Raw genomic sequence first — 24,366 nt, 5'->3', positions numbered from 1 at the left:
CCGGGGGAGTCCGGCCGGCCCTCGGGGTGGGGCGGGGTGGGTCAGGGGCGCTGGGAGCCGGCGTAGGGGCCGGGCTGGGGGGCGCCGGACTGCGGCGGGACGGCGCCGTAGCGGGGCGGGCGGTAGCCGCGGGGGTGGCGGGTCAGGTTGTAGCCCAGGACGCCCGCCAGGGCGGCCAGGGCGCCGCCGCCGATGGTCCAGTACCAGCGGCTGTTCCAGCCGGAGAACCAGCCGGTGTACCAGTGCTCCTCGGCCGCCACCGGGGCGGCCGCCTTGGCGGTGCTGGCGCCGCCGCCGGCCGGCGGGACCAGCGGGGCCTTGAGCTCGCCGCCCTCCGGCTGGGCGTTGTCCGCGTTGCCCTTGGCGCTGACGTGCAGCTGGACGGAGGTGGCCAGGCCCAGGTCGGGCTGCGGGACGTCGCTGACCGAGAGCCGCACGTAGTAGGTGCCGGGCAGCGGGTCGCCGGACCACGGCTCGGCCCAGGAGCGGATCTCGCGCAGGGTGCAGCTCAGCGTGAGCGTGCCGGTGTTCTGGTCGCCGGTGGCGTTCTGGGTGCCGGCGGTGCAGGACTGGCGGCGGCGGAGCCCGTCGAAGACCTCGGCGGACCAGGTCTGCGGGCCGTGCCGGTCGGTCGCGGGGGCCAGGTTGACGGTCAGGCCGATCGTCGGGGCCTGGCCCTCGGAGGCGCCGAACGCCCAGTACAGGTAGTCACCGGTGGAGGCGGCGACGTTGGCGTCCTGGCCGGGGGAGAGGTTGGTCGCGGTCAGGAAGGAGGTGCCGGCCTTGGTGGCCGGGGCCGGGGCGCCGCTCGCGCTCGCCGAGGGCGAGGGGGAGGCTGCGGAGGCGGCCGGGGCGGCCAGCGCGAGGGCGGGCAGCAGGGCGAGGGCGGCGAGGGCGCCGCGAAGGGTCGTACGCGTGGTCGATCGTGTGGTCGGTCGCATGGTCAGTTCTCCCGCCAGACAGAGATCCGCCAGCGGGCGATCCAGCCGAACACCAGGCCGAACAGCAGCCCGGCGAGGGTGAGGGTGAGCAGCAGGATCCAGCCGCGGCCCAGGCCCATCGCCGCGCCCTCGGGGGCGGACGAGGCGGTGGCCAGGTCGACGGTCAGTTCCATCGGCAGGCCGGGGTCGGCCTGGACGCCGGCCTGCGGGGCCAGCGAGTTGCTGACGACCAGGCAGACGGTGGTCTCCGGCTTGGCGCTCGACGAGGAGGTCGGGCCGGTGGTGATGTAGCCCTTGGAGTCGCTGGTGGACCAGCGCAGGCCGGTGGAGATCACGTCGGTGCGGCTGCTGCCGGCGTCGGTGCCGCGGACCAGCTCCTGGCCGGTCGCGCTGGTGGCCTGCAGCAGGACGCCGTAGTCCCGGGCCACCGCGCGGTCCAGGCCGACGCTGACCGAGGCGCGCAGCTCCTGGCCGGACTTGACCGGGACCTTGTAGACGCGGTGCTCGGAGAACTTCTCGCGGTCGCTGTACACGCCCGGGGCGAGCACCGGGGCGCTCTCGCACTTGTCGGCGCCGGAGGTCTTCACCGGGGTGACCGCGTAGGTGTCGTTGGAGCGGTCGACCAGCTGCTTCACCTTGTCGGTGAGCTGCTCCTGGGTGCGGACGTCGGTGTAGGTGCCGCCGGTCGCGTTGGCGATGCAGAGCAGCTGCTGGCGGGTCTTGTCGTCGTGGGCCAGGCCGAGGGTGTCGACGACCAGGTGGATGCCCTGGGAGGCGAGTTCACGGGCGACGTCGCAGGGGTCCGGCGGGGTGCAGGTGTCCTCGCCGTCGGTGATCAGCACCACCCGGCGGGTGGTCTCGCCCTTGCCGAGGTCCTGGGCCGCGCCGCGCAGGGCCAGGCCGATCGGGGTCCAGCCGGTGGGCCGCAGGGTGGCGATGGCGGTCTTGGCCTCGACCTTGTTGGTCTTGCCGACCGGGTACAGCTGCTTGGTGTCCTGGCAGCCCTGGGTCTTGTCGTTGCCGGGGTAGTTCGCGCCCAGGGTGCGGATGCCGAACTCGGTCTCCGCGGGCAGCGCGTCGATCACGTCGTTCAGCGACTGCTGGGCCACCGAGATCCGGCTCTTGCCCTGGATGTCCCGCTCGTTCATGGAGCCGCTGACGTCCAGGACGAGGTCGACCCTGGGGGCCTCCTTGGGCGCGGCGGCTCCGGCTGATGGTTCGTCGGCGTGGGCGGGCAGGCCGATGAGCAGCGAGGCGCCCGTTATCGCCAGGGCGCCCAGCAGGCTGCCGAGCCTGGTCTTTGGTCGTCGTCCGGTAGTCACCCGGTGATCCTAGGGATCATCAGTTCGCGATGGCCAAACGAGACCGGATCGTGCGTCACCCCGCTGTGGCGTGAACTCCGGCGCGTGGAAAGGCCGTCGGGGCCGCGCGGACTCCCGCCCGTCCTGCCTGGGCCGGACAGCCTTCCGTGCGGGTTTCGTGCGAGTCCGGGCGGGAACGGAGGATTTCCGTCGAGAGCGGACACACCGCAGCAAAAAGCCGATAAATATGGATAGTGCTCGTTAGGGTGACGAACCTGGGTGAACCGGCTTCGTGCCGCCGGTCCATCCCGATTGGCATCCCCCCGGAACAGCGCTCCGGCTCCCCGCGACCCCCAGGACGGTCCGTGGCGACACCCCCCGCCGTGACGAGAACCGCAGCCCGGCCGAGCCGGCCGGTGCCGACCAGGCGCACCACCGAGCTGCTGCTGGTCCTGGCCGCCGTGCTGATCGCCGTGTTCGGCTACGTCGAGGTCGGCGTCAACCTGGACGGCAGGGTGCCGGCCGGCGCGGCCGAGTACGGCGCCGCGCTCGGCGTGCTCGCCCTGCTGGCGCACGCCGTGGTCCGCCGGCGGGCCCGGTACGCGGACCCGCTGCTGCTGCCGATCGCGGTGCTGCTCAACGGGATCGGGCTGGTGGTGATCTACCGGCTGGACCGCGCCACCTCGGGCGCCGGCGCGGCCTCCACCCAGCTGCTCTGGTCGAGCCTGGGGGTGGCGCTGTTCATCGCGGTCGTGCTGCTGGTGCGCGACCACCGGCGGCTGCAGCGGTACGCCTACCTCGGGGCGTTGGTGGCGCTGGTCCTGCTGGTGCTGCCGATCTTCTTCCCCCCGGTGTACGGCTCGCGGATCTGGATCGTCATCGGGCCGCTGTCCTTCCAGCCGGGGGAGTTCGCCAAGATCCTGCTGGCCGTCTTCTTCGCCGCCTACCTGGCGGTGCACCGGGACGCGCTGGCGCTCACCGGCCGCCGGGTCTGGCGCTGGCAGCTGCCGCGCGGCCGGGTGCTCGGGCCGGTGCTGCTGATCTGGGCGGCGTTCGTCGGCGTCCTGGTGCTGGAGACGGACCTCGGCACCTCGCTGCTGTTCTTCGGCCTGTTCGTGGTGATGCTGTACGTGGCCACCGCGCGCACCGGGTGGATCGTGATCGGGCTGGCCCTGGCGGCGGTCGGGGCGGCCACGGTGGGCTGGCTCTCGCCGCACGTGCACAGCCGGGTGACGGACTGGCTGGACCCGCTGGGCTCGATCGCGGCGGGCAAGGGCGCCAACCAGATCGCCCAGTCGCTGTTCGCCTTCGCCTGGGGCGGGGAACTGGGCACCGGGCTTGGCAACGGGCACTCGGTGCTGATCGGCTTCGCCGCCAAGTCGGACTTCATCCTCGCCACCATCGGCGAGGAACTCGGTCTGACCGGGCTCGTCGCGGTGTTCCTGCTGTACGCGCTGCTGATCTCCCGGGGGTTCCGGACGGGCATCGCGCTGCGCGACCCGTTCGGGCGGCTGCTGGCGATCGGGCTGGCCGCGATCGTCGGCCTCCAGGTGTTCGTGGTGGCCGGCGGGGTGCTCGACCTCATCCCGCTGACCGGGATGACGCTGCCGTTCGTCGCGCAGGGCGGCTCCTCGGTGGTCACCAACTGGATCATCGTGGCGTTGCTGGTGCGGATGAGCGACATCGCGCGCCGGCCGGCCCCGGTCCCGGTCCCAGCCCCGTCCGCGTCCGGGTCGGAGGAGGACTGATGGCGCGCGCCCGCTCCCGTCCGCGCGCCCGGGGCAACGGGCCGCAGGGCCTGCCCGGCATCTCCGTCACCGGGCGCCGCGCGGGCGTCTTCTGCCTGCTGCTGGTCGCGGCGCTGTGCGTCCAGGCCACCCGGGTGCAGGTGTTCCAGGCCGAGGACCTCAACCACAACTCCGCCAACCAGCGGCTCACCATCGAGCGGTACTCGCAGCCGCGCGGCAACATCCGGGTCGGCGCGGACACCGTGACCGGCTCCGAGCCCACCGGCGGCCGGTACGACTACAAGCGCACCTACACCGACGGCCCGACGTACGCGGCCGTCACCGGCTTCGCCTCACAGGCGTACGGCAACACCCAGCTGGAGGGGGTCGAGGACGACCTGCTGTCCGGGACGGACAGCAGGCTGGCCGGCTGGGCGGTCTGGGACGCCGTCGCCCGCAGGCAGAACCCCGGCGGGGACGTCTACACCACCCTGAACCGGGCCGCCCAGGAGGCCGCGGTGCGCGGGCTCGGCAGCCAGAAGGGCGCGGTGGCCGCGATCGAGCCGGCCACCGGCCGGATCCTCGCCCTGGCCAGCACGCCGTCCTACGACCCGGGCAGCTTCGCCGGCTCCGCCGCGGCCGACCAGGCCGCCTGGAACCGGCTGCAGGCCGACACCGACCAGCCGATGCTCAACCGGGCGCTGCGCCAGACCTACCCGCCGGGCTCGACCTTCAAGGTGGTCACGGCGGCGGCCGCGCTCGCGGCCGGCGTGGTCACCGACCCCGATGCGCCGACCGACGCGCCGTTCCCGTACGTGCTGCCCGGGACGACCACGACGCTGGTCAACGACACCTCGGCGTGCGACCGGCCCGGCCAGTCGCTGGACACCGCGATGGTCTACAGCTGCAACAGCGTGCTGGGCTACCTCGGGGTGCGGACCGGGCTGGGCCCGATGGTCGCGATGGCCGAGAACTTCGGCTTCAACGACGCCAGGCTGGACATGCCGGTGCGCCCGGCCCGGTCCAACTTCGACACCACGATGAACCAGTCGCAGGTGGCGCTCTCCTCGATCGGGCAGTTCGACACCGCGGCGACCCCGCTGGTGATGGCGATGGTCGCGGCCGGGATCGCCAACGACGGGACGGTGATGCGCCCACAGCTCGTGGACAAGCTGACGAAGGGCGACGGCACCGCGGTGCAGCTGATGAAACCCGCCGTGTACCGGCGGGCGATGACCCCGGCGGTGGCCGGGCAGGTGCAGAAGCTGATGGCCGACGTGGTGGAGAACGGCACCGGCGGCAACGCCCGGATCGGCGGCGCGGTGGTCGGCGGGAAGACCGGCACCGCGCAGCACGGGGTGGACAACAGCGGGACGCCGTACGCCTGGTTCATCTCCTGGGCCAAGCCCGCCGGCTCGGACGCGGTGCCGCCGGTGGCGGTGGCCGTGGTGATCGCGGACAGTGACGCCACGGACGTCACCGGCGGCGGGCTGGCCGCGCCGATCGCCCGCTCGGTGATGCGGGCGGTACTGGGCCGCTGAGCTGCTGCTTTAGCTGCTGGACGGCGAATCCGCCGTCTGCGAAGTGTCCGGTTTGTATAGGCTCATGCGCCAATTCGTACAATGCGCCGATCCGGACTGTTCGTTTGCGACACTGGTGCTTTCGCGGGGTACTGTCCCATCTTTGTTCGGTTGGTCCCCGATGACACCCCATGGCGCGTCGAGTGACCGGCCGCCAGGACACCCTCCCCCCGCCCAGAAGGACCGCAGTTGTGACCAGCAACTCTCTCGGTGCGCGTCTGCTGCGACGCAAGCCCGTCTCGTCCCTCATCGCCGAGAGCGAGGGCCAGGACGGCCCCCCGGCCGGTGCGCCCGAGGAGGGCGGACGCTCCGGCATCCACCTGCGCCGCACGATCGGCCTCTGGCAGCTGTCCTCGATCGGCATCGGCGCCACCATCGGCACCGGCATCTTCTTCGTGCTCAGCAGCGCGGTGCCCTCGGCCGGACCGGCCGTCATCCTGTCCTTCGTGCTCGCCGCGGTCACCGCCGGACTCACCGCGCTCTGCTACGCCGAGATGGCCTCCGCGATCCCGGTCTCCGGATCCTCGTACTCCTACGCCTACGCCACCCTCGGCGAGGGCGTCGCGTTCGGCGTCGGCATCTGCCTGCTGATGGAGTACGGCGTCTCCGCCTCCGCGATCGCGGTGAGCTGGGCCGAGTACCTGAACAAGTTCCTCGACCTGGCCTTCGGCTTCACCATCCCGGAGCAGCTGTCCGGCGCGCCGGACCTCACGCACTGGTTCAACCTGCCGGCGCTGCTGCTGGTCGCGATGGTCTGCGTGCTGCTCACCCGCGGCGTCAGCGAGTCGGTGAAGGTCAACGCGGCCATGGTCGGGATCAAGATCCTGATCCTGCTGCTGTTCGTCGGCATCGCGCTCACCGGCTTCCACTCCGGCAACCTGACCCCGTTCATGCCGCTCGGCATCGGCGGCGTGCAGGTCGCCGCGTCCAGCATCTTCTTCTCCTTCATCGGCCTGGACGCCGTGTCCACCGCCGGTGAGGAGGTCAAGAACCCGCGCCGCACCCTGCCGCTGGCGATCATCATCTCGCTGGTCGTGGTGACCCTGCTCTACATCCTGGTCGCCCTCGCCGGCATCGGCGCCCAGCCGTGGCAGAAGTTCGAGGGCCAGGAGGCCGGCCTCGCCCAGATCCTCCAGGACATCACCGGCCAGACCTGGCCCTCGATCGTCTTCGCGATCGGCGCGATCATCTCGATCTTCAGCATCACCCTCGTGGTGATCTACGGCCAGACCCGCATCCTGTACTCCATGGGCCGCGACGGCATGCTGCCCAAGCGCTTCGCCGAACTCTCCCCGCGCACCGGCACCCCGGTCTGGAACACCCTCGTGGTGGGCCTCGGCGTCGGCGCGCTGGCCGCCTTCGTCCCGCTGAAGGAGCTGGCCGACATCACCAGCCTCGGGACGCTCATCGCCTTCTCGGTCGTCTCGATCGGCGTGATCATCCTGCGCCGCACCCAGCCCGACCTGCCGCGTGGCTTCAAGGTCCCCGGCTACCCGGTCGTCCCGCTGCTCAGCGTCGCCTTCTGCGCCTACCTGATCACCGGCCTGCACGCCGACACCTTCCGGGCCGGCGCGATCGCCCTCGCCGTCGCCGTGGTCGTCTACTTCGGCTACAGCATCAAGCACTCCAAACTGGAGCAGCAGGCACAGGCCGCCGCGGCGGACAGCTCCACCGGCCACCGCAACAGCTGAGCCGGACGAATCCAGACATGAGGGGCCGCCGACCACGACACTCGGCGGCCCCCCTCATGCCACCTCCCGCCACGTGCCCCACGCCATGGCGACAGGGCCCGGCCACCACCCATAACCTTCCACCATGGTGAGCACCCGCACGCCCGGCTTCTCCCGCCCGCGCGGCCGCTTCACCGGCCGCAGCAGAACGCCGGCCCCGCCGACCCCCGCCGCAGCGCCGTCCGGACCAGGACGACCGCCCCTCGGCTTCTCCAGTCGGCCGTTCCCCCGCCAGCGTGGCGAGAGCACGTTCCCACCCACGCCCGATCGGCTGAATCCCGCCCGACTCGCCTCGATGCGCACCGTCCAACTGCTCGGCTGCCTGATCGCGGCCGGCTGGGCGGCCGCCTTCCCGCTCGTCTCCGACCTGCCCAACCAGCGGATGTGGGGTTTCATCGCGGCCCCCGCCTACGTCCTGGCCGGGCTGCTCTGCCTCACCCTGCCGCGCCGCTACGCGGCCCGCGCCGCCGCCGTGGTCGCCCTTGCCGGGGCCGTCCTCGCGCCGCTCGCCCTGCTCGCCGTGCAGGGCCGCCACCAGTCCGAGGTGATGGTGGTCGAACGCTCGGCCCACCTGCTGCTCACCACCGGCAGCCCGTACCTGCCGCACCCGGTGGTCGTCACCGACTACAACCCGTACCTGCCGGCCATGACCCTGTTCGGGATGCCGCGCCAACTGCTGGGCGACGGCTCCGACCTCGCCCAGGTCGCCGGGGACGCCCGGATCTGGTTCGCGCTGGCCTTCGTGGTCTGCCTGCTGGCCAGCTGGCGGCTGCTGCGGCCCACCCGCGAGCGCGCGCCGCTGCTGCCGCTCGCCGTGCTCACCGCCTCGCCGCTGATCTCGCTGGCCCTCGTCGTCGGCGGGGTGGACCTGCCGCTGATCGGCCTCTGCTGCCTCGCCATGGCACTCGCCGAGCGGGACCGCACCGTCGGCGCCGGCCTAGTGCTCGCCCTCGCCTGCACCCTCAAGTGGACGGCCTGGCCGGCGCTGCCGGTCGCCGCCCTGCTGCTGTGGCGGCTGTACGGCCGCCGGCCCGCCGCCCGGACCACCCTGATCGCGCTCGGCACCGGCCTGGCCGTGCTCCTGCCCTCCGTGCTGACCCGGGCGGACGCGCTGCGCGAGCAGGTGGTGCGCTTCCCGCTCGGGCTCACCGCCATCCGCACCCCGGCCGGCAGCCCGCTGCCCGGCAAGGTGCTGGCCGGCTTCGGGCCGACCGGGCACTCCGTCTCGCTGGCGCTGATGACCATGGGCGGGATCGGGGTGGCCATCTGGCTGCTCGCCCGGCCGCCGGTGTCCGCGATCGCGGCCGCCGACCTGCTGGCCGCCGGGCTGGCGATCGCGTTCATGCTCGCCCCGGCCGGGCGGTTCGGCTACCTCGCCCTGCCGGTGGTCCTGGTGATCTGGCCGCGGCTGGCGGCCCGGCGCTGGAGCAGCCGGCGCCCGATCCCGCCGCACCGGCTCCCGGGCAGACCGGAGCCCGCCCTGCCACGGGGCTGAGCGGGCTCCGTCCGGACGGGTTGTTCTAGCGGCCCGCGGCCTTGAGCAGCGAGGCGACGGCCGGGCCGGCCGCGTCGACGCCGTGGCCGCCGCCCTGCACCTCGGCGGCGACCGCGATGTTGCCGCGGAAGGCGGTGAACCAGCTGTTGGTGGTGGACGCGCCGGCGACCTCGGCGGAGCCGGTCTTGGCACCCGCGTTGTCGGTGATCCCGGCCATCACGTCCTTGGCCGTGCCGCCGGTGGCGGTGGCGTTCATCATCGCGCGCAGCTTGCCCGCGACGTCCGGCGCGATCTGGCGGGCCGCCGCCTGCTGCGGCAGGCCGGGGACCAGGATCGGCTGCTTGAACGCGCCGCTCTGGACGGTCGCGGTGATCGAGGCGATGGCCAGCGGGTTCATCTGGACCTTGCCCTGGCCGATGTAGTTCATGGCCTGCTCGTCCTTGCTGCCCGGCGTCGGCGGCACCTTGCCGTCGGTGTTCGGCAGGCCGGTCTTCCACTCCAGGCCGATGCCGAACACGTCCTTGGCCGTGCTGGACAGCGTCTCGGGCTTGAGGCTGGTCAGGCCCTGGTTGATGAAGGCCGTGTTGCAGGACATCATGAAGTCCTGCTGGAGCGTGTTGTTGGGGAAGGCGCCCGGGAAGTCGTTCGGGATCGCGACCGGGTTGCTGCTCTTCTCCGGGCAGGCCACCACGGTGTCCGGGTTGACCCCGGCCTCCAGCAGCGCCGTCGAGGTGACGATCTTCATCGTCGAGCCGGGCGCGAGCAGGCCGGTGAAGGCCCGGTTCTGACCGTTGGCCGGCGCGTTGGCGAAGGCCAGCACCTGGCCGGTGCTCGGCTCGATCGCGGCGACGGATCCGGACTTGCCGCCCAGGTCCGTCATCGCCTTCTCGGCCGCCGCCTGGATGGTGTTGTCGATGGTCACCTTGAACGGCTTGCCGGGCTTGGGCTCGACGATGGTGAACAGCTTGTCCGCGGCCCCCTTGCCGGCCGGGTCGCTGATCACCACCGCGCTGCCCGCGTCCTGGTCCTTGTTCGGGTCCGGCGGCAGCAGCTTGTGGGCGTTGTCCTGGAGGGTGGACAGCAGCGCCGGGGTGAGCGAGGCGCCCTGCAGCGGCTTGCCGTTGCGGTCCACCACGGTGGACGGCGGGGCGAAGACCTGCTGGGTGGCGATCGTCTCGTTGCCGGACAGGTGCGGGTGGATCACCGTCGGCGCCCAGTGCACGGCCGGGGTGTTGTCGCTCATCTTCACGACGTTCAGGAAGCCGTTGTAGTCCCAGACCCGGTTGGTGCCGGCGAACTCGGCGCGCGCCTTGAAGCCCATCAGCACACCGGCGGGGCCGGCCGAGGCGGAGGCCGACGGCGAGTCGGTGGCACCCGGGGTCGCGCCCGCCGACGGCGTGGCCGAGGCTCCGGCGGAGGGCTTGGCCGGCGCGGGGGTGCCGGTGGCCGAGGCGAAGGCCTGCGGGGTGGCCGGGCCGGCCGGGGCCAGGGTCAGCGCGCTCGGCTTGACCTGGTCGCGGAACGCCGTCAGCGCGGTGGTGGCCGCGGCCGGGTCGTCCGTCAGCGCGGCCGCCTTGTCCAGCTCGCCGGCGGCCCAGGCCGCCAGGAAGTCCTTCGCACCGTTGGTCGCCTGCTCGGCCGAGGGCGGCTCGGCGACCACCGTGCGGGGCTTCTTCGCCGAGGACGATCCGGAGTCCGAGCCGCCCATCAGGCTGTACGCCCCGTAGCCACCGCCTGCGAGCACGGCGACGGAGACGCCGGTGATGATGCCGATCTTCGCGCCTCTGCGCATGGTGCTGTTCCCCCAAGGGTCTGCCGGACGGGCGCAACCGACCGGGGCCGGACACGCTGTTCCCCCCACCCTAGGCAGCGCCGATCGGTGCGCCGACGAAATGCCCGCGAGTTGTGACGGATCTGGTACGTGTCGTGCACCGCATACGGACGATTCAGGGAACAGCGGTGTCGATCAGATCCAGCTGTTGAACCACATCCGCTGGCGCCAGTCGTCCATCGGAATCGTCTGCCCGGTGAACAGCGGGAAGAAGAAGAGGAAGTTCCACACGATCAGCAGCACCAGCAGCCCGGCCGCCGCCGAACCGATGATCCGGCGGTCCCGGGAGGCGCCCGGCGGCCCGATCAGCGCACCGACCAGCATGGTCACCGCGAGCACCAGGAACGGGACGAACACCACCGCGTAGAAGAGGAAGATCGTCCGCTGCTGGTAGGCGAACCACGGCAGGTAACCGGCGGCCAGGCCGCACAGCACCGCTCCGGCCCGCCAGTCCCGCCGCGCCACCCAGCGCCACAGGCAGTACACCAGCGCCACCACGGCCGCCCACCACAGCAGCGGGGTGCCGATGCCCAGTACCTCGCGGGCGCACTCGGCGGCCGTGCAGCCGCTCTGGCCCTGCTTGGGGGACTCGTAGAAGAACGAGACCGGCCGGCCCAGCACCAGCCAGGACCACGGGTTCGACTGGTAGGTGTGCGGGTCGCTCAGGTGGGTGTGGAAGTCGTAGACCGTCGAGTGGTAGTGCCACAGGGCGCGCAGCCCCTCGGGTATCCACGGGTAGTCCGTCGAGCGGCCGACCGCCCAGTCCCGGCCCCAGCCGCCCTTGCCCGGCACGTTGCTGCTGGCGAACCAGCCCCACCAGGACGTGACGTAGACGACCAGCGACACCACCACGACCGACACGAAGGCCGGCACCACGTCCCGGGCGAGCGTCGCCAGGTACGGGCGCGGGGCCCCGGCCAGGCGGCGGGCGCCGACGTCCCACAGCACCGTCATCACGCCGAAGGCCGCCGCGACGTACAGGCCGCTCCACTTGGTGGCGCAGGTCAGGCCGACGCAGACGCCGGCCGCGATCCGGTACGGGCGCCAGCCCAGGTTCGCCCGCTGCGCCAGCACCGCGTCCGCCACCCCGCCGAGCCGGTCGGCCAGCCGGGCCCGGGTGCGGTCGCGGTCCAGCAGTAGGAAACCGAAGGCGGCGAGGATCCAGAACATCACCACCAGGTCCAGCAGCGCGGCGCGGCTGAGCACCAGGTGCAGGCCGTCCACCGAGAGCAGCAGGCCGGCCACGCAGCCCAGCAGGGTCGAGCGGAACAGCCGGCGGGCGATCCTGGCCACCATCAGCACCGACAGCGTGCCGAGCAGGGCCACCGCGAACCGCCAGCCGAAGGGGTTCATGCCGAACAGCATCTCGCCGGCGCCGATGATCCACTTGCCCACCGGCGGATGGACCACGTAGGACGCCGTCGAGCGGTACGGGACGGCCGCGCCGGGCGTCATGATCTGCTCGTTGGCGCCGTCCGGCCAGTTGATCTCGTAGCCGCCGTGCCAGAGCGCGTAGGCGTCCTTGGCGTAGTACGTCTCGTCGAAGATGATCGCGTGCGGCTGGCCGAGGTTGGTGAAGCGCAGGATCCCGGCGAACACCGCCACCGCGATCGGGCCCAGCCAGCCGGACCAGCGGCACAGCCACGACCACACGGCCGGCGGCACGGACACGCCCAGCCGCAGCAGCAGCGGCGACGGGGGCACCACCGCCGGGGTCACCCCGGGGCCGTCCGGCATCGGCGGGGCCAGGCGCTCGGCCAGCGGGGCCACCGGGCGGCCGGCGTAGCCGAACCCGGCCAGCCGCTCGCGCCAGCTCCGCGCGGCGCTGCCGGGTTGGTCGGGCTGGTCCGGGTCGTCGAACTGGTCGGGTCGGTCGTGCTGCGCGGGGCTCCCGGCCTGGTCGGCGGGCCGCGGAGCCGGGACGGCGGAGGACGGCAGGCCGGCCACGTCGCCGCCATCCTGCGCGGTGTGGTCTGTACCAGTGGGCGTGCGAGCCGCCGTGTCGCCGTTCATCCGCCACATCGTAGGGGCGGTTCTCGCACACGTGACCGCTCCCTCGGAAGCTGCCCGAATCGTCACCAAAAGCCCCCGGGCCGCGGTAGCTGCAAGGATGGGGCCCGTGACAGGAGTACTCGTTCTCGCAGGCACCCCCATCGGCGACGTCTCGGACGCCCCGCCCCGGCTGCTCACCGAACTGGCCACGGCGGACGTGATCGCGGCCGAGGACACCCGGCGGCTGCGCCGGCTCACCCAGGCGCTCGGGGTGACCCCGGCCGGGCGGGTGGTCTCCTACTTCGAGGGCAACGAGGTCGGCCGCACCCCCGAACTGGTCGAGGCACTGCTCGGCGGCGCCCGGGTGCTGCTGGTCACCGACGCCGGCATGCCGTCCGTCTCCGACCCCGGCTACCGGCTGGTCGCCGCCGCCGTCGAGGCCGACGTCAAGGTCACCGCGGTGCCCGGGCCGTCCGCCGTGCTCACCGCGCTCGCGCTGTCCGGCCTGCCCGTCGACCGCTTCACCTTCGAGGGCTTCCTGCCGCGCAAGACCGGCGACCGGGCCCGGCAGCTCGCCTCGATCGCGGCCGAGCCGCGCACCATGGTCTTCTTCGAGGCGCCGCACCGGATCGCCGAGGCGCTCGCCGCGATGGCCGAGGCGTTCGGCGCCGACCGGCCCGCCGCCGTCTGCCGCGAGCTCACCAAGACGTACGAGGAGGTGAAGCGCGGGCCCCTCGGCGACCTGGCGGCCTGGGCCGCCGAAGGCGTCAGGGGCGAGATCACCGTCGTCGTCGCGGGCGCCCCGCCGGCGGCGCCGCAGGAGCTCACCCCCGCCGAGCTGGCCCGGCTGGTGGCCGTCCGGGAGGAGGCCGGGGAGCGCCGCAAGGAGGCCATCGCGGCCGTCGCGGCGGAGCTCGCGCTGCCGAAGCGGGAGGTGTTCGACGCGGTGGTGGCGGCCAAGAACGAGGCGAAGAACGAGGCCGGGGGCGGAGCCGCGAAGGGGGCCGGGAACGGGGCCGGGAAGTAGCGCCGGAAGCGGGCCCGGCGGCGGCCGGGACGGGGCCCTGAAAGAGGGGTGAATTCCGGGGGTTGCGTGACTCCGGGGGAGTCGTACCTTTGAGGGAAGGCCCCGGTAAACGCCCACGGAGCTGAAGATTCGGTCGCGGTTTCCGGAACGATCCAGGCCTTTCGTATAGGAGTTCCCAACCCGCGTCCAACTCTTCACAAGCAGGGCATCGGCCGAGGCCGTCAGGGCATTTCCTGGAATGGAAAGACCCAGCCGGGCGAGCGCCCGGCGGGCGCTGGGAGACGGCTATGAGCGAGATGATCGGTAGCCCCCTCGGTGGCAACGCGCTGAGCGCCCCCGGCCTGGCCGGACGGCCGCACACTCCCGTCGAGACCGTGCGGGAGGCCTACTCCTTCGCCTGCCTGCGATGCGGGTACGGCTGGGAGCAGGCGTACGACATCGAGCACCACGCCGGCAAGGACGGGCACGTCGTGTTCGAATACCACGCCAACGGTGTCCGGGTACCGTCCCCGCTGCTCAAGCCGACCTGCCCGGGGTGTGGCGGACACACCGTCCGGATCATGCGCGAGGGCCGGGTCGCCACCGCCGACCAGTCCTGGCACCACGCTCCCGGCTACCCGGCGCACGCCGAGCCGGCCGGGGCGCCCCCGGTGTCCGACCCCGTGAAGCCGCGCGGACGTTGGGCCCGGTTCTGGTCGCGGCTGCTGGGCTGACCGCCGACACCGGGAGCGCACGCGGGGGCGGCCCCCGCCGTCGCCGGTCATGCGGTTATCCGGTCGAGGGCTGCGGGTGGGCCCGACTAAGCTTTCCGACCATGGCGGCCACTGCAGACCACAGCACCACCGGGGCGACCGCCCCGGCGTACTACGTTTCCACCCCGATCTACTACGTCAACGATCGCCCGCACCTGGGCCACGCGTACACCACCGTGGCGGGCGACGTCCTCACCCGCTGGCACCGCCAGCGCGGTGAGAAGGTGTGGTACCTGACCGGCACCGACGAGCACGGTCAGAAGATCATGCGGACCGCCGAGGCCAACGGCGTCAGCCCGCAGGAGTGGTGCGACAAGCTGGTCGAAGAGGCCTGGAAGCCGCTCTGGGAGCACCTGGAGATCGCCAACGACGACTTCATCCGCACCACCCAGCAGCGCCACACCGACCGCGTGCAGGAGTTCGTCCAGGACCTGTACGACAAGGACGAGATCTACAAGGGCGGCTACTCCGGCCCGTACTGCGTCGGCTGCGAGGAGTTCAAGCTCCCGGCCGAACTGCTCGACGGCGCCACCGAGGACGAGAAGCTCTGCGCCGTGCACAAGCGGCCGGTCGAATGGCTGGAGGAGGAGAACTACTTCTTCCGCCTCTCCGCCTACGGCCCGAAACTGCTGGAGTTCTACGCCGCCAACCCGGACTTCATCCAGCCGGCCTCGGCCCGCAACGAGGTGCTGCGCTTCGTCGAGCAGGACCTGAAGGACCTCTCGATCTCCCGCTCCACCTTCAACTGGGGCGTCCCGCTGCCCTGGGACGAGAAGCACGTCCTGTACGTGTGGGTGGACGCGCTGCAGAACTACATCACCGCGGCCGGCTACGGCAGCGACCCGGAGCGCTTCGCCGAACTGTGGCCGGCCTCCGTCCACCTGGTGGGCAAGGACATCCTGCGCTTCCACGCGGTGATCTGGCCCGCCATGCTGATGGCCGCGGGCCTGCCGCTGCCCAAGCGGGTCGTCGCCAACGGCTGGCTGATGGTCGGCGGCGAGAAGATGTCCAAGTCCAACCTGACCGGCATCTCGCCCACCGACCTCACCTCGCACTTCGGCGTGGACGCCTACCGCTACTACTTCCTGCGGGCGATCCCCTTCGGCACCGACGGCTCGTTCTCCTGGGAGGACTTCACCGCCCGGTACACATCCGAACTCGCCAACGACTTCGGCAACCTGGCCTCCCGGGTCGCCGCCATGGTCGGCAAGTACTTCGACGGCGCGCTGCCAGCCGCCGCCGCCCCCGGTGACGCCGAGCAGGCCATCGCGGACGGCCTCGCCACGGCCCTCGCCACCGCCGACCGGAAGATCGGCGAGGAGCTGGACTTCGCCGGCGGCCTCGCGGCGATCTTCGAGTTCGTCAAGCAGGTCAACGGCTACCTCACCGAGCAGGAGCCGTGGAAGGTGGCCAAGGACGACTCGGAGCAGGGCCGCGCCCGCCTCGCCACCATCCTCTACACCGCCGCCGAGGCGCTGCGCGGCACCGCCGTCATGCTCAACCCGGTGATGCCGTCCACCGCCGAGAAGCTGTGGACCTCGCTCGGCGCCGAGGCCGGCCTCGGCGCGCTCGCCGCCCAGACCATCGCCACCACCGCCGACTGGGGCCGGCTGCCCGCCGGCAGCACCGTCACCAAGGGCGAGATCCTGTTCCCGCGCCTCGAAGAGAAGCCCGCCTCCTGATGTCTGCCAAGGACGACGCCCGGTCGACCCCGCCGCCACTGCCGCAACCCCTGGCCGTGGCGGTGGCCGACTCGCACACCCACCTCGACATGCAGGCCGGCACCCCGGCCGAGGGACTGGCCCGGGCCGCCTCGGTCGGGGTCACCACGGTCGTCCAGGTGGGCTGCGACGTGCCCGGCTCGCGCTGGGCCGCCGAACTGGCGGCCCAGTACGAGCAGGTGCACGCGGCCGTCGCCCTGCACCCCAACGAGGCGCCGCGGATCTTCCTCGGCGACGCGGACGGCTGGTCCGGCCAGCAGCGGAAGGCGGGCGGCGAGGCCGCGCTGGAGGAGGCCCTCGCCGAGATCGACCGGCTCGCCGCCCTCCCGCAGGTCCGCGCCGTCGGCGAGACCGGCCTCGACTACTTCCGCACCGGCCCCGAGGGCGTCGAGATCCAGAAGGAGTCGTTCCGCCGCCACATCGAGATGGCCAAACGGCATGACAAGGCCCTGGTCATCCACGACCGCGACGCCCACGAGGACGTCATCGCCGTCCTGCTGGCGGAAGGCGCCCCCGAGCGGACGGTCTTCCACTGCTACTCCGGCGACGCCGAGATGGCCAAGGTCTGTGCCGAACACGGCTGGTACCTGTCCTTCGCCGGCCCGGTCACCTTCAAGGCCAACCAGCCGCTGCGCGACGCCCTCGCCGCCACCCCCCTCGACCGCGTCCTGGTCGAGACCGACGCACCCTTCCTCACCCCCCACCCCTACCGCGGCCGGCCCAACGCCCCGTACCTCATCCCGGTCACCGTCCGCTCGATGGCCGACACGCTGGGGCTGCACGAGGACGAGCTGTCCACGGCGATCGCGGAGAACACGGCCCGGGCCTTCGGGTACTGAGCCGGTCGAACGAAAGTCGGATTCCGGCGGAACGATTCGGCACTCCCGGCTGCTTCTTAGGCTGACTAGCATGAGTGCAGTGAGGGAGGTGGCGATGACCGCCGAGCCGATCGACGAACCCGTCGAGGACCGCATCGACTGGACACATCCGCCGTCCCAGGGCTGGACGTACGAGCAGGCTCAGAAATTCGACCTGCCGTTCGAATGGGATCTGGTGGACGGAGTCATCGTGGTCCGGGGGCAGACGAATCAGTGGCACGACCAGGTGCGCGACGAGCTGTACACGGCTCTTCGAAGCGCACGCGTCGCGCCGTACGCGGCGAACGTCGAGCGTTGCGTCCTCCTGGACGAGAGCAACACGGCCAAGCCGGACGTGGTGGTCTTCGACAAGACCGGTCTCGACGTCTTCGAACTGGAGTGCCTGCCGCCGGAATCCCTGGTGCTGGCCGTCGAGGTCGTATCCCACGGCACCCGGGCCAACGACCGTTTCCGCAAGCCCGGCCAGTACGCCGAGAAGAAGATCCCGTACTACTGGCGGGTCGAGCGCGGCCTCGACAACCTGCCGATCGTGCACGAGTTCCACCGGGACGAGGAGAAAGGCGTCTACCTGCCCGTCGCCCAGCACGAGGGTGTGCTCCGCACCTCGGTGCCGTACCCCGTCGAGATCGACCTCGCCGAGGTCGTCGAACTCTGAGGGCCCCGCGCGCCCGTATCCTTGGCGCGTGAGCACCACCGACCCCACCCCTGACAGCCACCTGCTGGGCGCCGCCGACATTCGGGAGCTGGCGGCCGCGTTCGGCGTGAAGCCGACCAAGCAGCGCGGGCAGAACTTCGTCATCGACGGCAACACCGTGCGGCGGATCGTCCGGGCAGGCGGGGTGACGGCCGAGGACGCGGTGGTCGAGGTCGGGCCCGGGCTCGGGTCGCTGACGCTGGCGCTGCTGGAGGTGGCCGCGCACGTCACGGCGGTGGAGATCGACCCGGTGCTGGCACAGCACCTGCCGGACACCGTCGCGGCCCGGATGCCCGGCAAGGTCGACAGCTTCGACCTGGTGTTCAGCGACGCCATGGAGGTCACCGAGCTGCCCGGGCCGGCGCCGACCGCGCTGGTCGCCAACCTGCCGTACAACGTGGCCGTGCCCGTCCTGCTGCACATGCTGGCGACCTTCCCCAGCATCGAGCGCACCCTGGTGATGGTGCAGGCCGAGGTCGCCGACCGGCTCGCCGCCAAGCCCGGCAACAAGGTGTACGGCGTCCCGTCCGTCAAGGCCAACTGGTACGCCGACGTGAAGCGGTCCGGCGCCATCGGCCGGAACGTGTTCTGGCCCGCCCCCAACGTCGACTCCGGGCTGGTCTCGCTGATCCGCCGCGAGCCGCCGAAGACCACCGCCAGCCGCAGGGAGGTGTTCGCCGTCGTCGACGCCGCGTTCGCCCAGCGGCGCAAGACCCTGCGCGCCGCGCTGGCCGGCTGGGCCGGCTCCGCCGCCGGGGCCGAGCAGGCGCTCGCGGCCGCCGGGATCGACCACAAGCTGCGCGGCGAGATGCTCACGGTGGAGCAGTTCGCCGCGATCGCCGAGCACAAGCCGGAGATCGCCGAGCACAAGCCGGAGATCGCCGAGCACGAGCCGGAGGCGGACTCCCAGTGATCACCGTGCGGGTTCCGGCCAAGGTCAACGCCCAGCTCGGGGTGGGCGGACTGCGCGCCGACGGGTTCCACGACCTGGCCAACGTGTTCTTCGCCGTCGCCCTCGGCGACGAGGTCACCGCCACGGCAGGGCAGGGCGTCACGCTCTCCTGCACCGGGCCGGACGCCCACGTCGTACCGCTCGACGACAGCAACCTCGCCGCCCGCGCCGCCCGCCTGCTCGCCGCCCACCACGGCATCGCCGAACCCGGCGTGCACCTGCACATCGCCAAGGCCATCCCGGTCGCCGGCGGCATGGCCGGCGGCAGCGCCGACGGGGCCGCCGCGCTGGTCGCCTGCGACGCGCTCTGGCAGCTCGACACCCCCCTCGACACCCTCCTGGAACTGGCCGCCGAACTCGGCTCCGACGTGCCGTTCGCCCTGCTCGGCGGCGTCGCGCTGGGCCTCGGCCGGGGCGAGATCCTGCAGCCGCTCACCGTCGACGGCACCTTCCACTGGGTGTTCGCGGTCGCCGACGGCGGCCTCTCCACCCCCGCCGTCTTCCGCGAGTGCGACCGCCTGCGCGAGGAGGCCGGCACCGGCTCCAGCGACACCGACGTCCGCACCCCCGACGCCGACCCCGCGCTGCTCGCCGCCCTCGCCCAGGGCGATGCCGTCGCCCTGGCCGCCGCCCTCGCCAACGACCTCCAGCCCGCCGCCCTCTCGCTGCGCCCCGCGCTCGCCGCCACCCTGCGGGCCGGCACCGAGGCCGGCGCGCTCGGCGCCCTCGTCTCCGGCTCGGGGCCGACCTGCGCGTTCCTCGTCAAGGACGCCGACGCAGCCGCCGCCGTCGCCGAGGCGCTGCGGGCCTCCGGCACCTGCCGGACCGCGCACGCCACGTACGGGCCGGTGCCGGGGGCGGCGCTCGTGCCGTAGGGACCCCGCCAACGTTTCTAAGGGCTTCGCCGGTACGGGGCCCGCCGGTTCGGGCCCCCGCCACTGCGGGCGGTGAGGGCGCTTCGGCGGGCCCATTAGGCTGGGGAGATCGGGGCGTCCCCGACAGGGGTGCCCGGCCGCGACCGGCGGGCCGCCCCGAGACCGCCAATCCCAGGAGCGCAGCAGACGTGGCCGTCAACCTCGCCACCATCGAGTCCGTCACGAAGGTCTACGGCACCCGCGCCCTCCTGGACGGAGTCAGCCTCGGCGTCAGCGAAGGCGACCGGATCGGCGTCGTCGGACGCAACGGCGACGGCAAGACCACCCTGATCCGGATGCTCGCCAAGCTGGAGGAGGTCGACAGCGGCCGGATCACCTGGAACGGCGGCCTCCAGCTGGCCGTCCTCACCCAGCACGACTCGCTCGACCCGACGGCCACCATCCGGCACGAGGTGATCGCCGACCGGGCCGACCACGAGTGGCTCGGCGACGCCCGCATCCGCGACATCGTCGAAGGCCTCTTCGGCGGCCTCGACCTGCCCGGCTTCGCCGACGGCCTCGACACCGTCATCGGCCCGCTCTCCGGCGGCGAGCGCCGCCGGATCGCCCTCGCCAAGCTGCTCCTCGGCTCGCCCGACCTGATCGTCCTCGACGAGCCCACCAACCACCTCGACGTCGAGGGCATCAACTGGCTCGCCCAGCACCTGCAGAAGCGCCGCTCCGCGCTGGTCTGCGTCACCCACGACCGCTGGTTCCTCGACCAGGTCAGCACCCGGATGTGGGACGTCCAGGGCGGCGCCGTGCACGAGTACGAGGGCGGCTACTCCGACTACGTCTTCGCCCGCGCCGAGCGCTCCCGGATCGAGGCCGTCGAGGAGCAGAAGCGCCAGAACCTCGCCCGCAAGGAACTCGCCTGGCTGCGCCGCGGCGCCCCCGCCCGCACCTCCAAGCCGCGCTACCGGATCGAGGCCGCCAACGCCCTGATCGCCGACGTGCCGGAGCCCCGGGACCGGTCCGAGCTGATGAAGTTCGCCAACGCGCGACTGGGCAGGACCGTCTTCGACCTGGAAGGCGTCACCGTCAAGGCCGGCCCCAAGCTGCTGCTGGAGAACCTCACCTGGCAGCTCGGCCCCGGCGAGCGGATCGGCCTGCTCGGCGTCAACGGCGCCGGCAAGACCTCGCTGCTGCGCGCCCTGCGCGACGCGTACGCCTCCGAGGGCGACGTGCAGCCCGCGTCGGGTCTGATCAAGGTCGGCAAGACGGTCCGGCTCGCCTACCTGTCGCAGGAGGTCGTCGAACTGGACCCGGCCATCCGGGTGCTCCAGGCCGTCGAACAGGTCCGCTCGCGCGTCGACCTCGGCAAGGGCCGGGAGATGAGCGCCGGCCAGCTGTGCGAGCAGTTCGGCTTCGGCAAGGACAAGCAGTGGACGCCCGTCGGCGACCTGTCCGGCGGCGAGCGGCGGCGGCTCCAGCTGCTGCGCCTGCTGATGGACGAGCCCAACGTGCTGTTCCTCGACGAGCCCACCAACGACCTCGACATCGAGACCCTCAACCAGCTGGAGGACCTGCTCGACGGCTGGCCCGGCTCGATGATCGTCATCAGCCACGACCGGTTCTTCATCGAGCGGACCACCGACGTCGTCCACGCGCTGCTCGGCGACCAGAAGATGCGGATGCTGCCGGGCGGCGTCGACGAGTACCTGGAGCGGCGGGCGCGGATGGCCGCCTCGATCGCCGCCGCCGCTTCGGCCGCCTCGGGTGCTTCGACCGCCTCGGCTGCTTCGGCCGCGGCAGCGGGTGGCTCGGACGCCGGGACCGCCGCGTCGGCTCTGTCGGGCGGCGACCTGCGGGCGGCGAAGAAGGAGATGCAGAAGATGGAGCGGCAGATCGCCAAGCTGGACCAGAAGGAGTCCAAGCTGCACGCCCAACTCGCCGAGCACGCCGCCGACTTCTCCAAGGTCGCGGAGCTGGACGCGCAGCTGCGCGCCGTCCGGGAGGAGAAGGAGGAGCTGGAGCTGAGCTGGCTGGAGCTGGCCGAGCAGGTCTGAGTCCTGGTCGGAGTTCTGGTCGGAGTCCTGGCCGGTGCCGGGATCCCGTTCGGGCCCTACCGGGCCAGCAGGGCCTCCAGCTCGTCCGCCGCACGGCCCAGCGCACTGCGCGCCGGGTCGTGCGGCGCCGTCGGGCGGGCCGCCGCCCCGGTCGGCGGGCGGTGCTCGCGGGCCGCGGCCGTCAGCTCGTCCAGCGCCCGGCGCACCCGCCCCACCTCCGCCGGATCCGGCACCCGGCCGCCGTACCGCAGCTGCGCCGCGAACGCCGCCACCGCGCCGCCCAGCCGCTCCAACGCCGCCGTCGCCGGCAGCCACTGCTCCGCCAGCCGCCCCGTCGGCGGCGGCTCGGCCAGCCCCTGCCGCACCTCCTGGCGGGCGTCCTCCAACGCCCGGTACGCCGTGCGGCGCAGCCACACCTCGGCCCGGCCCGCGTCCCCGGTGACCGCGTCCAGATAGGCCCGCAGCGCGGTGGCCGCGTCCACCAGCCGGGGCTCGATCCGGTGCCGCGGACGCTCCGGCCACAGCAGATAGCCGAAGAGCAGCACGATCGCGCTCGCGAGCACCGTGTCCAGCACCCGCGGCCAGAACTCGGCCGCGCTGCTCTGCCCGCCCAACTGGAGCAGGATCAACGCCATCGGCGTCATCGCCACCGTGTTCAGCCCGTAGTGCGCCGCCGTCACGTACGGCAACAGGGCCACGCAGAACGCGGCGATCGCCGTCAGTACCCACGCGTCGGTCGTGAGCGACACCACGGCCGCCGTGACCGCCACCCCGAGCACCGTGCCGATCGAGCGGCTCACCGCCCGCAGGAACACCGAACCGAGATCCGGCTTCAACACGAAGGCGATCGTCATCGGCACCCAGTAGCTCTTGCTGAGCGGGTAACTGGCCGTCACCGCCGAACCGACCGCGATGCACAACGCCACCCGCAGCCCGTACCGGACCGAACCGCGCGACAGCAGCCGCACCCGCAGCCGCCACGGATCGGGCGGCGGCGCCGGGGCGGTAGCGACCTCCGCCTCCCGGCCGGCCACGGTGTCGGCCGCCGCGCGCAGCGCCACGTCCAGGGCCTGCCGGGACGGCGTGTCCGGCTGCCACTGCGGAACGGTGACCTCGCCGCCGCCCCGCCGGACCGCGTCCGCCAACCGGAGCGGCACCTCCGCGACCTCGGGCGGCACCGGCCGCCACGCCCACAACAGGCCCGTCGCCGCCTCGGTGGCGGCCAACGCCGCCTCGTACATCCGGCGCAGCCGAACCGTACGGGCGGACTCCGACCCCGGGCGGTGCGGTCGCGGGAGGAGGTCCTGCAACTGGTTCAACCGGGCCGTCAACACCTGGCGCGAAGCCGCGCCCTGCGGCGTGCCCAGATCGGCCAGCGTCTGGCCGAACGCCTCGTACGCGGCCGCCAGCGCACGGTTGCGCGGATCCGAGGCGGGGCGGCGGTGCGCGCCCCCCGGCAGACCCAGCACCACCACGAACGCGGCACCCGCCAGCATCATCGGCGCCGCCGCCCACCACGGATCCGGCAACGGCATCCCGCTGCCCAACGCCGCCGACACCAGCAGCAGCATCCCCGCCGCAGAACCCCGCGGGCCCGTCGCACTCAGCGCGCCGGACGCGAACGCCGTGAACGTGAGCGCCGCACCGAGCGCGACCGCCGAAACGTGCACGTGCTGGAGGGAAGTGCCGATCAGCATGCCGAGCGCCGAAGCCAGCACCGCCGACGCGATCCGGGGCACCCGCAGGCCACCCGGCTCCGCGCGGTCGTTCATCGTCGCGTGCATCGCGCCCAGACCGGCGAACACCCCCAGATCCAGCCGGTGCGCCAGCAGTCCTGCGGTCAGCGGCACCGCCATGCCCACCGCCGCGCGGGCCATCAGCGCCAACGGCAACGGCGGCCGGGAAGGACGGGCGGCACGGGCCCACCAGGAGGGGGCGGACTCGTCTGCAGGCATCAGGTCACGTCCGTTCTGCGGCCAGGGGACGCTGCTGTGCGACATTGCGCGGCAGATGGGGGCGTACCCGGTCCAACCGGGCGACGCCAGTCTACCGGGGCCCGGCACGGCACCCCCGAGGGCCGCACGTGTCAAGTTCGTACCGATCCCGCACAGGCGGGCCAAGGGCCCTGCCAGCCCGACAGAGGCGGTGGCTACGATTGCGGAGGCGGAAACCGCCCCCAGGGCGGGCGGTGCACCGACCAGCACTGTACGACCGAGAAGTTGACGGTATGTTGCGGAGCGGCGGCCCCGGGGTTACCCCGAACCACCGCCCGTACGGGGGAGAGGTGAACTGCTATGGCAGGAGAGGTTCCACCGAACACGGGGGCCAGTCCGGACACGTCCGGTGACATCACGCCATTTATGCTCAGCCACATGATGGGGTTCGGCCCCCTCGTCAGCACCGTGCAGACGAACGTCAGCGCCGCCGACCTGGTGTCCGCCTTCGGCAAGAAGGACGTCAAGGTCGAGCTCGACACGCTCACCGCGTTCGCCAAGAAGATCGAAGCCCTGCTCCAGGCCATGGAAGGCTCCCCGGCGGCCCCGTACAAACTCCAGGAACAGAAACTGACCGGCGGAAGCTTCGCCAGCGCGGAGTTCGCCGAAGCAACGGCCCTGACCGCGGCCTACGACAAGGTGCACACCCAGCTCGTCAAGCTGCACAAGGACTTCGTGTCGCAGATCGAGGCGATGAAGACCGCGGTCGCAGCGACGGCGGGCAACTACTCGGCCAACGAGGACGACACGACGGCCGCGCAGAACGCCGTCGCGAAGAACGCGGGCGGCACCACGCCGGCGCGGGCCGGCGGCGAGGGCTTCTGATGG

General features: G+C 72.5%; 18 protein-coding genes. 13 read left to right on the top strand and 5 right to left on the bottom strand.

The annotated features are described in order from the left end of the window. Positions 1 to 41: 41 nt before the first annotated feature. A complete protein-coding gene (locus tag ACFV61_RS16565; protein ID WP_380492275.1) occupies positions 42 to 941 on the bottom strand; it encodes a peptidase in 900 nt (299 codons plus the stop codon). Between the two features lie 2 nt (positions 942 to 943). Then, complete coding sequence (locus tag ACFV61_RS16560) at positions 944 to 2,263, bottom strand: VWA domain-containing protein (protein ID WP_380492272.1); 1,320 nt, start codon at positions 2,261 to 2,263, stop codon at positions 944 to 946. Between the two features lie 362 nt (positions 2,264 to 2,625). Here ACFV61_RS16560 and ACFV61_RS16555 point away from each other — a divergent pair, with 362 nt between their 5' ends. From ACFV61_RS16555 to ACFV61_RS16540, 4 genes are all read left to right on the top strand, one after another. After that, a complete protein-coding gene (locus ACFV61_RS16555; RefSeq protein ID WP_380492270.1) occupies positions 2,626 to 3,990 on the top strand; it encodes an FtsW/RodA/SpoVE family cell cycle protein in 1,365 nt (454 codons plus the stop codon). After that, positions 3,990 to 5,510, top strand: a complete 1,521-nt coding sequence (locus ACFV61_RS16550; protein ID WP_380492267.1) for a penicillin-binding transpeptidase domain-containing protein — start codon at positions 3,990 to 3,992, stop codon at positions 5,508 to 5,510. Before ACFV61_RS16555 ends, ACFV61_RS16550 begins: the two co-directional genes overlap by 1 nt. A gap of 170 nt (positions 5,511 to 5,680) precedes the next feature. Continuing rightward, complete coding sequence (locus tag ACFV61_RS16545) at positions 5,681 to 7,240, top strand: amino acid permease (RefSeq protein WP_380492264.1); 1,560 nt, start codon at positions 5,681 to 5,683, stop codon at positions 7,238 to 7,240. 124 nt (positions 7,241 to 7,364) lie between these two features. Continuing rightward, positions 7,365 to 8,774, top strand: a complete 1,410-nt coding sequence (locus tag ACFV61_RS16540) for a glycosyltransferase 87 family protein (RefSeq protein ID WP_159398452.1) — start codon at positions 7,365 to 7,367, stop codon at positions 8,772 to 8,774. Between the two features lie 25 nt (positions 8,775 to 8,799). Here ACFV61_RS16540 and ACFV61_RS16535 read toward each other — a convergent pair whose 3' ends face one another. Both ACFV61_RS16535 and ACFV61_RS16530 read right to left on the bottom strand, forming a co-directional pair. Next, positions 8,800 to 10,566: a penicillin-binding transpeptidase domain-containing protein gene (locus ACFV61_RS16535; RefSeq protein WP_380345712.1), complete on the bottom strand. Its 1,767-nt coding sequence runs from the start codon at positions 10,564 to 10,566 to the stop codon at positions 8,800 to 8,802. 174 nt (positions 10,567 to 10,740) lie between these two features. After that, positions 10,741 to 12,618 (bottom strand): dolichyl-phosphate-mannose--protein mannosyltransferase, encoded by a 1,878-nt coding sequence (locus tag ACFV61_RS16530; RefSeq protein WP_380492261.1) that lies wholly within the window; start codon positions 12,616 to 12,618, stop codon positions 10,741 to 10,743. A gap of 106 nt (positions 12,619 to 12,724) precedes the next feature. Here ACFV61_RS16530 and rsmI point away from each other — a divergent pair, with 106 nt between their 5' ends. From rsmI to ACFV61_RS16490, 8 genes are all read left to right on the top strand, one after another. Further along, entirely contained in the window at positions 12,725 to 13,624 is a 900-nt protein-coding gene (gene rsmI, locus ACFV61_RS16525) for a 16S rRNA (cytidine(1402)-2'-O)-methyltransferase (RefSeq protein ID WP_380345710.1), read from the top strand. A 287-nt stretch (positions 13,625 to 13,911) separates the two neighbouring features. Then, positions 13,912 to 14,337, top strand: coding sequence for a hypothetical protein (locus ACFV61_RS16520; RefSeq protein WP_350877715.1), 426 nt, complete (start codon positions 13,912 to 13,914; stop codon positions 14,335 to 14,337). 101 nt (positions 14,338 to 14,438) lie between these two features. Then, the gene (gene metG, locus ACFV61_RS16515; RefSeq protein WP_363619213.1) at positions 14,439 to 16,058 is read left to right on the top strand and encodes a methionine--tRNA ligase; all 1,620 of its coding nucleotides are present in this window, start codon (positions 14,439 to 14,441) and stop codon (positions 16,056 to 16,058) included. Beyond that, positions 16,058 to 16,936 carry a TatD family hydrolase gene (locus tag ACFV61_RS16510; protein ID WP_063348066.1) on the top strand — a complete coding sequence of 293 codons (879 nt, stop codon included), beginning with the start codon at positions 16,058 to 16,060 and terminating at the stop codon, positions 16,934 to 16,936. Before metG ends, ACFV61_RS16510 begins: the two co-directional genes overlap by 1 nt. 70 nt (positions 16,937 to 17,006) lie before the next feature. Then, entirely contained in the window at positions 17,007 to 17,630 is a 624-nt protein-coding gene (locus tag ACFV61_RS16505) for a Uma2 family endonuclease (RefSeq protein WP_244293383.1), read from the top strand. A gap of 28 nt (positions 17,631 to 17,658) precedes the next feature. Beyond that, positions 17,659 to 18,582 (top strand): 16S rRNA (adenine(1518)-N(6)/adenine(1519)-N(6))-dimethyltransferase RsmA, encoded by a 924-nt coding sequence (gene rsmA, locus ACFV61_RS16500; RefSeq protein ID WP_380492258.1) that lies wholly within the window; start codon positions 17,659 to 17,661, stop codon positions 18,580 to 18,582. Then, a complete protein-coding gene (locus ACFV61_RS16495; RefSeq protein WP_380492255.1) occupies positions 18,579 to 19,496 on the top strand; it encodes a 4-(cytidine 5'-diphospho)-2-C-methyl-D-erythritol kinase in 918 nt (305 codons plus the stop codon). The genes rsmA and ACFV61_RS16495 overlap by 4 nt, the downstream gene beginning before the upstream one ends. A gap of 188 nt (positions 19,497 to 19,684) precedes the next feature. Then, the gene (locus ACFV61_RS16490; RefSeq protein WP_380492252.1) at positions 19,685 to 21,544 is read left to right on the top strand and encodes an ABC-F family ATP-binding cassette domain-containing protein; all 1,860 of its coding nucleotides are present in this window, start codon (positions 19,685 to 19,687) and stop codon (positions 21,542 to 21,544) included. Positions 21,545 to 21,600: 56 nt separating this feature from the next. Here ACFV61_RS16490 and ACFV61_RS16485 read toward each other — a convergent pair whose 3' ends face one another. Further along, a complete protein-coding gene (locus ACFV61_RS16485; protein ID WP_380345626.1) occupies positions 21,601 to 23,499 on the bottom strand; it encodes an FUSC family protein in 1,899 nt (632 codons plus the stop codon). A gap of 417 nt (positions 23,500 to 23,916) precedes the next feature. Between ACFV61_RS16485 and ACFV61_RS16480 the strand changes: the two genes are divergently transcribed. Beyond that, positions 23,917 to 24,363 (top strand): hypothetical protein, encoded by a 447-nt coding sequence (locus ACFV61_RS16480; RefSeq protein ID WP_159398450.1) that lies wholly within the window; start codon positions 23,917 to 23,919, stop codon positions 24,361 to 24,363. Positions 24,364 to 24,366: the final 3 nt, after the last annotated feature.

This window comes from Kitasatospora sp. NPDC059817 (assembly GCF_042731835.1).
GTDB lineage: Bacteria > Actinomycetota > Actinomycetes > Streptomycetales > Streptomycetaceae > Kitasatospora.
Note: the sequence above shows the minus strand (reverse complement) of the source record. Positions and strands in the feature narration are given on the sequence as shown.

Excerpts from the sequence above, each read along its gene's own strand:
- ACFV61_RS16535 (WP_380345712.1), bottom strand. The coding sequence starts at position 10,566 with ATGCGCAGAGGCGCGAAGATCGGCATCATCACCGGCGTCTCCGTCGCC.
- ACFV61_RS16505 (WP_244293383.1), top strand. The coding sequence starts at position 17,007 with ATGAGTGCAGTGAGGGAGGTGGCGATGACCGCCGAGCCGATCGACGAA.
- ACFV61_RS16485 (WP_380345626.1), bottom strand. The coding sequence starts at position 23,499 with ATGCCTGCAGACGAGTCCGCCCCCTCCTGGTGGGCCCGTGCCGCCCGT.
- metG (WP_363619213.1), top strand. The coding sequence starts at position 14,439 with ATGGCGGCCACTGCAGACCACAGCACCACCGGGGCGACCGCCCCGGCG.
- ACFV61_RS16550 (WP_380492267.1), top strand. The coding sequence starts at position 3,990 with ATGGCGCGCGCCCGCTCCCGTCCGCGCGCCCGGGGCAACGGGCCGCAG.
- ACFV61_RS16520 (WP_350877715.1), top strand. The coding sequence starts at position 13,912 with ATGAGCGAGATGATCGGTAGCCCCCTCGGTGGCAACGCGCTGAGCGCC.
- ACFV61_RS16510 (WP_063348066.1), top strand. The coding sequence starts at position 16,058 with ATGTCTGCCAAGGACGACGCCCGGTCGACCCCGCCGCCACTGCCGCAA.
- ACFV61_RS16540 (WP_159398452.1), top strand. The coding sequence starts at position 7,365 with ATGGTGAGCACCCGCACGCCCGGCTTCTCCCGCCCGCGCGGCCGCTTC.
- ACFV61_RS16480 (WP_159398450.1), top strand. The coding sequence starts at position 23,917 with ATGATGGGGTTCGGCCCCCTCGTCAGCACCGTGCAGACGAACGTCAGC.
- ACFV61_RS16565 (WP_380492275.1), bottom strand. The coding sequence starts at position 941 with ATGCGACCGACCACACGATCGACCACGCGTACGACCCTTCGCGGCGCC.
- ACFV61_RS16530 (WP_380492261.1), bottom strand. The coding sequence starts at position 12,618 with ATGAACGGCGACACGGCGGCTCGCACGCCCACTGGTACAGACCACACC.
- ACFV61_RS16545 (WP_380492264.1), top strand. The coding sequence starts at position 5,681 with ATGGCGCGTCGAGTGACCGGCCGCCAGGACACCCTCCCCCCGCCCAGA.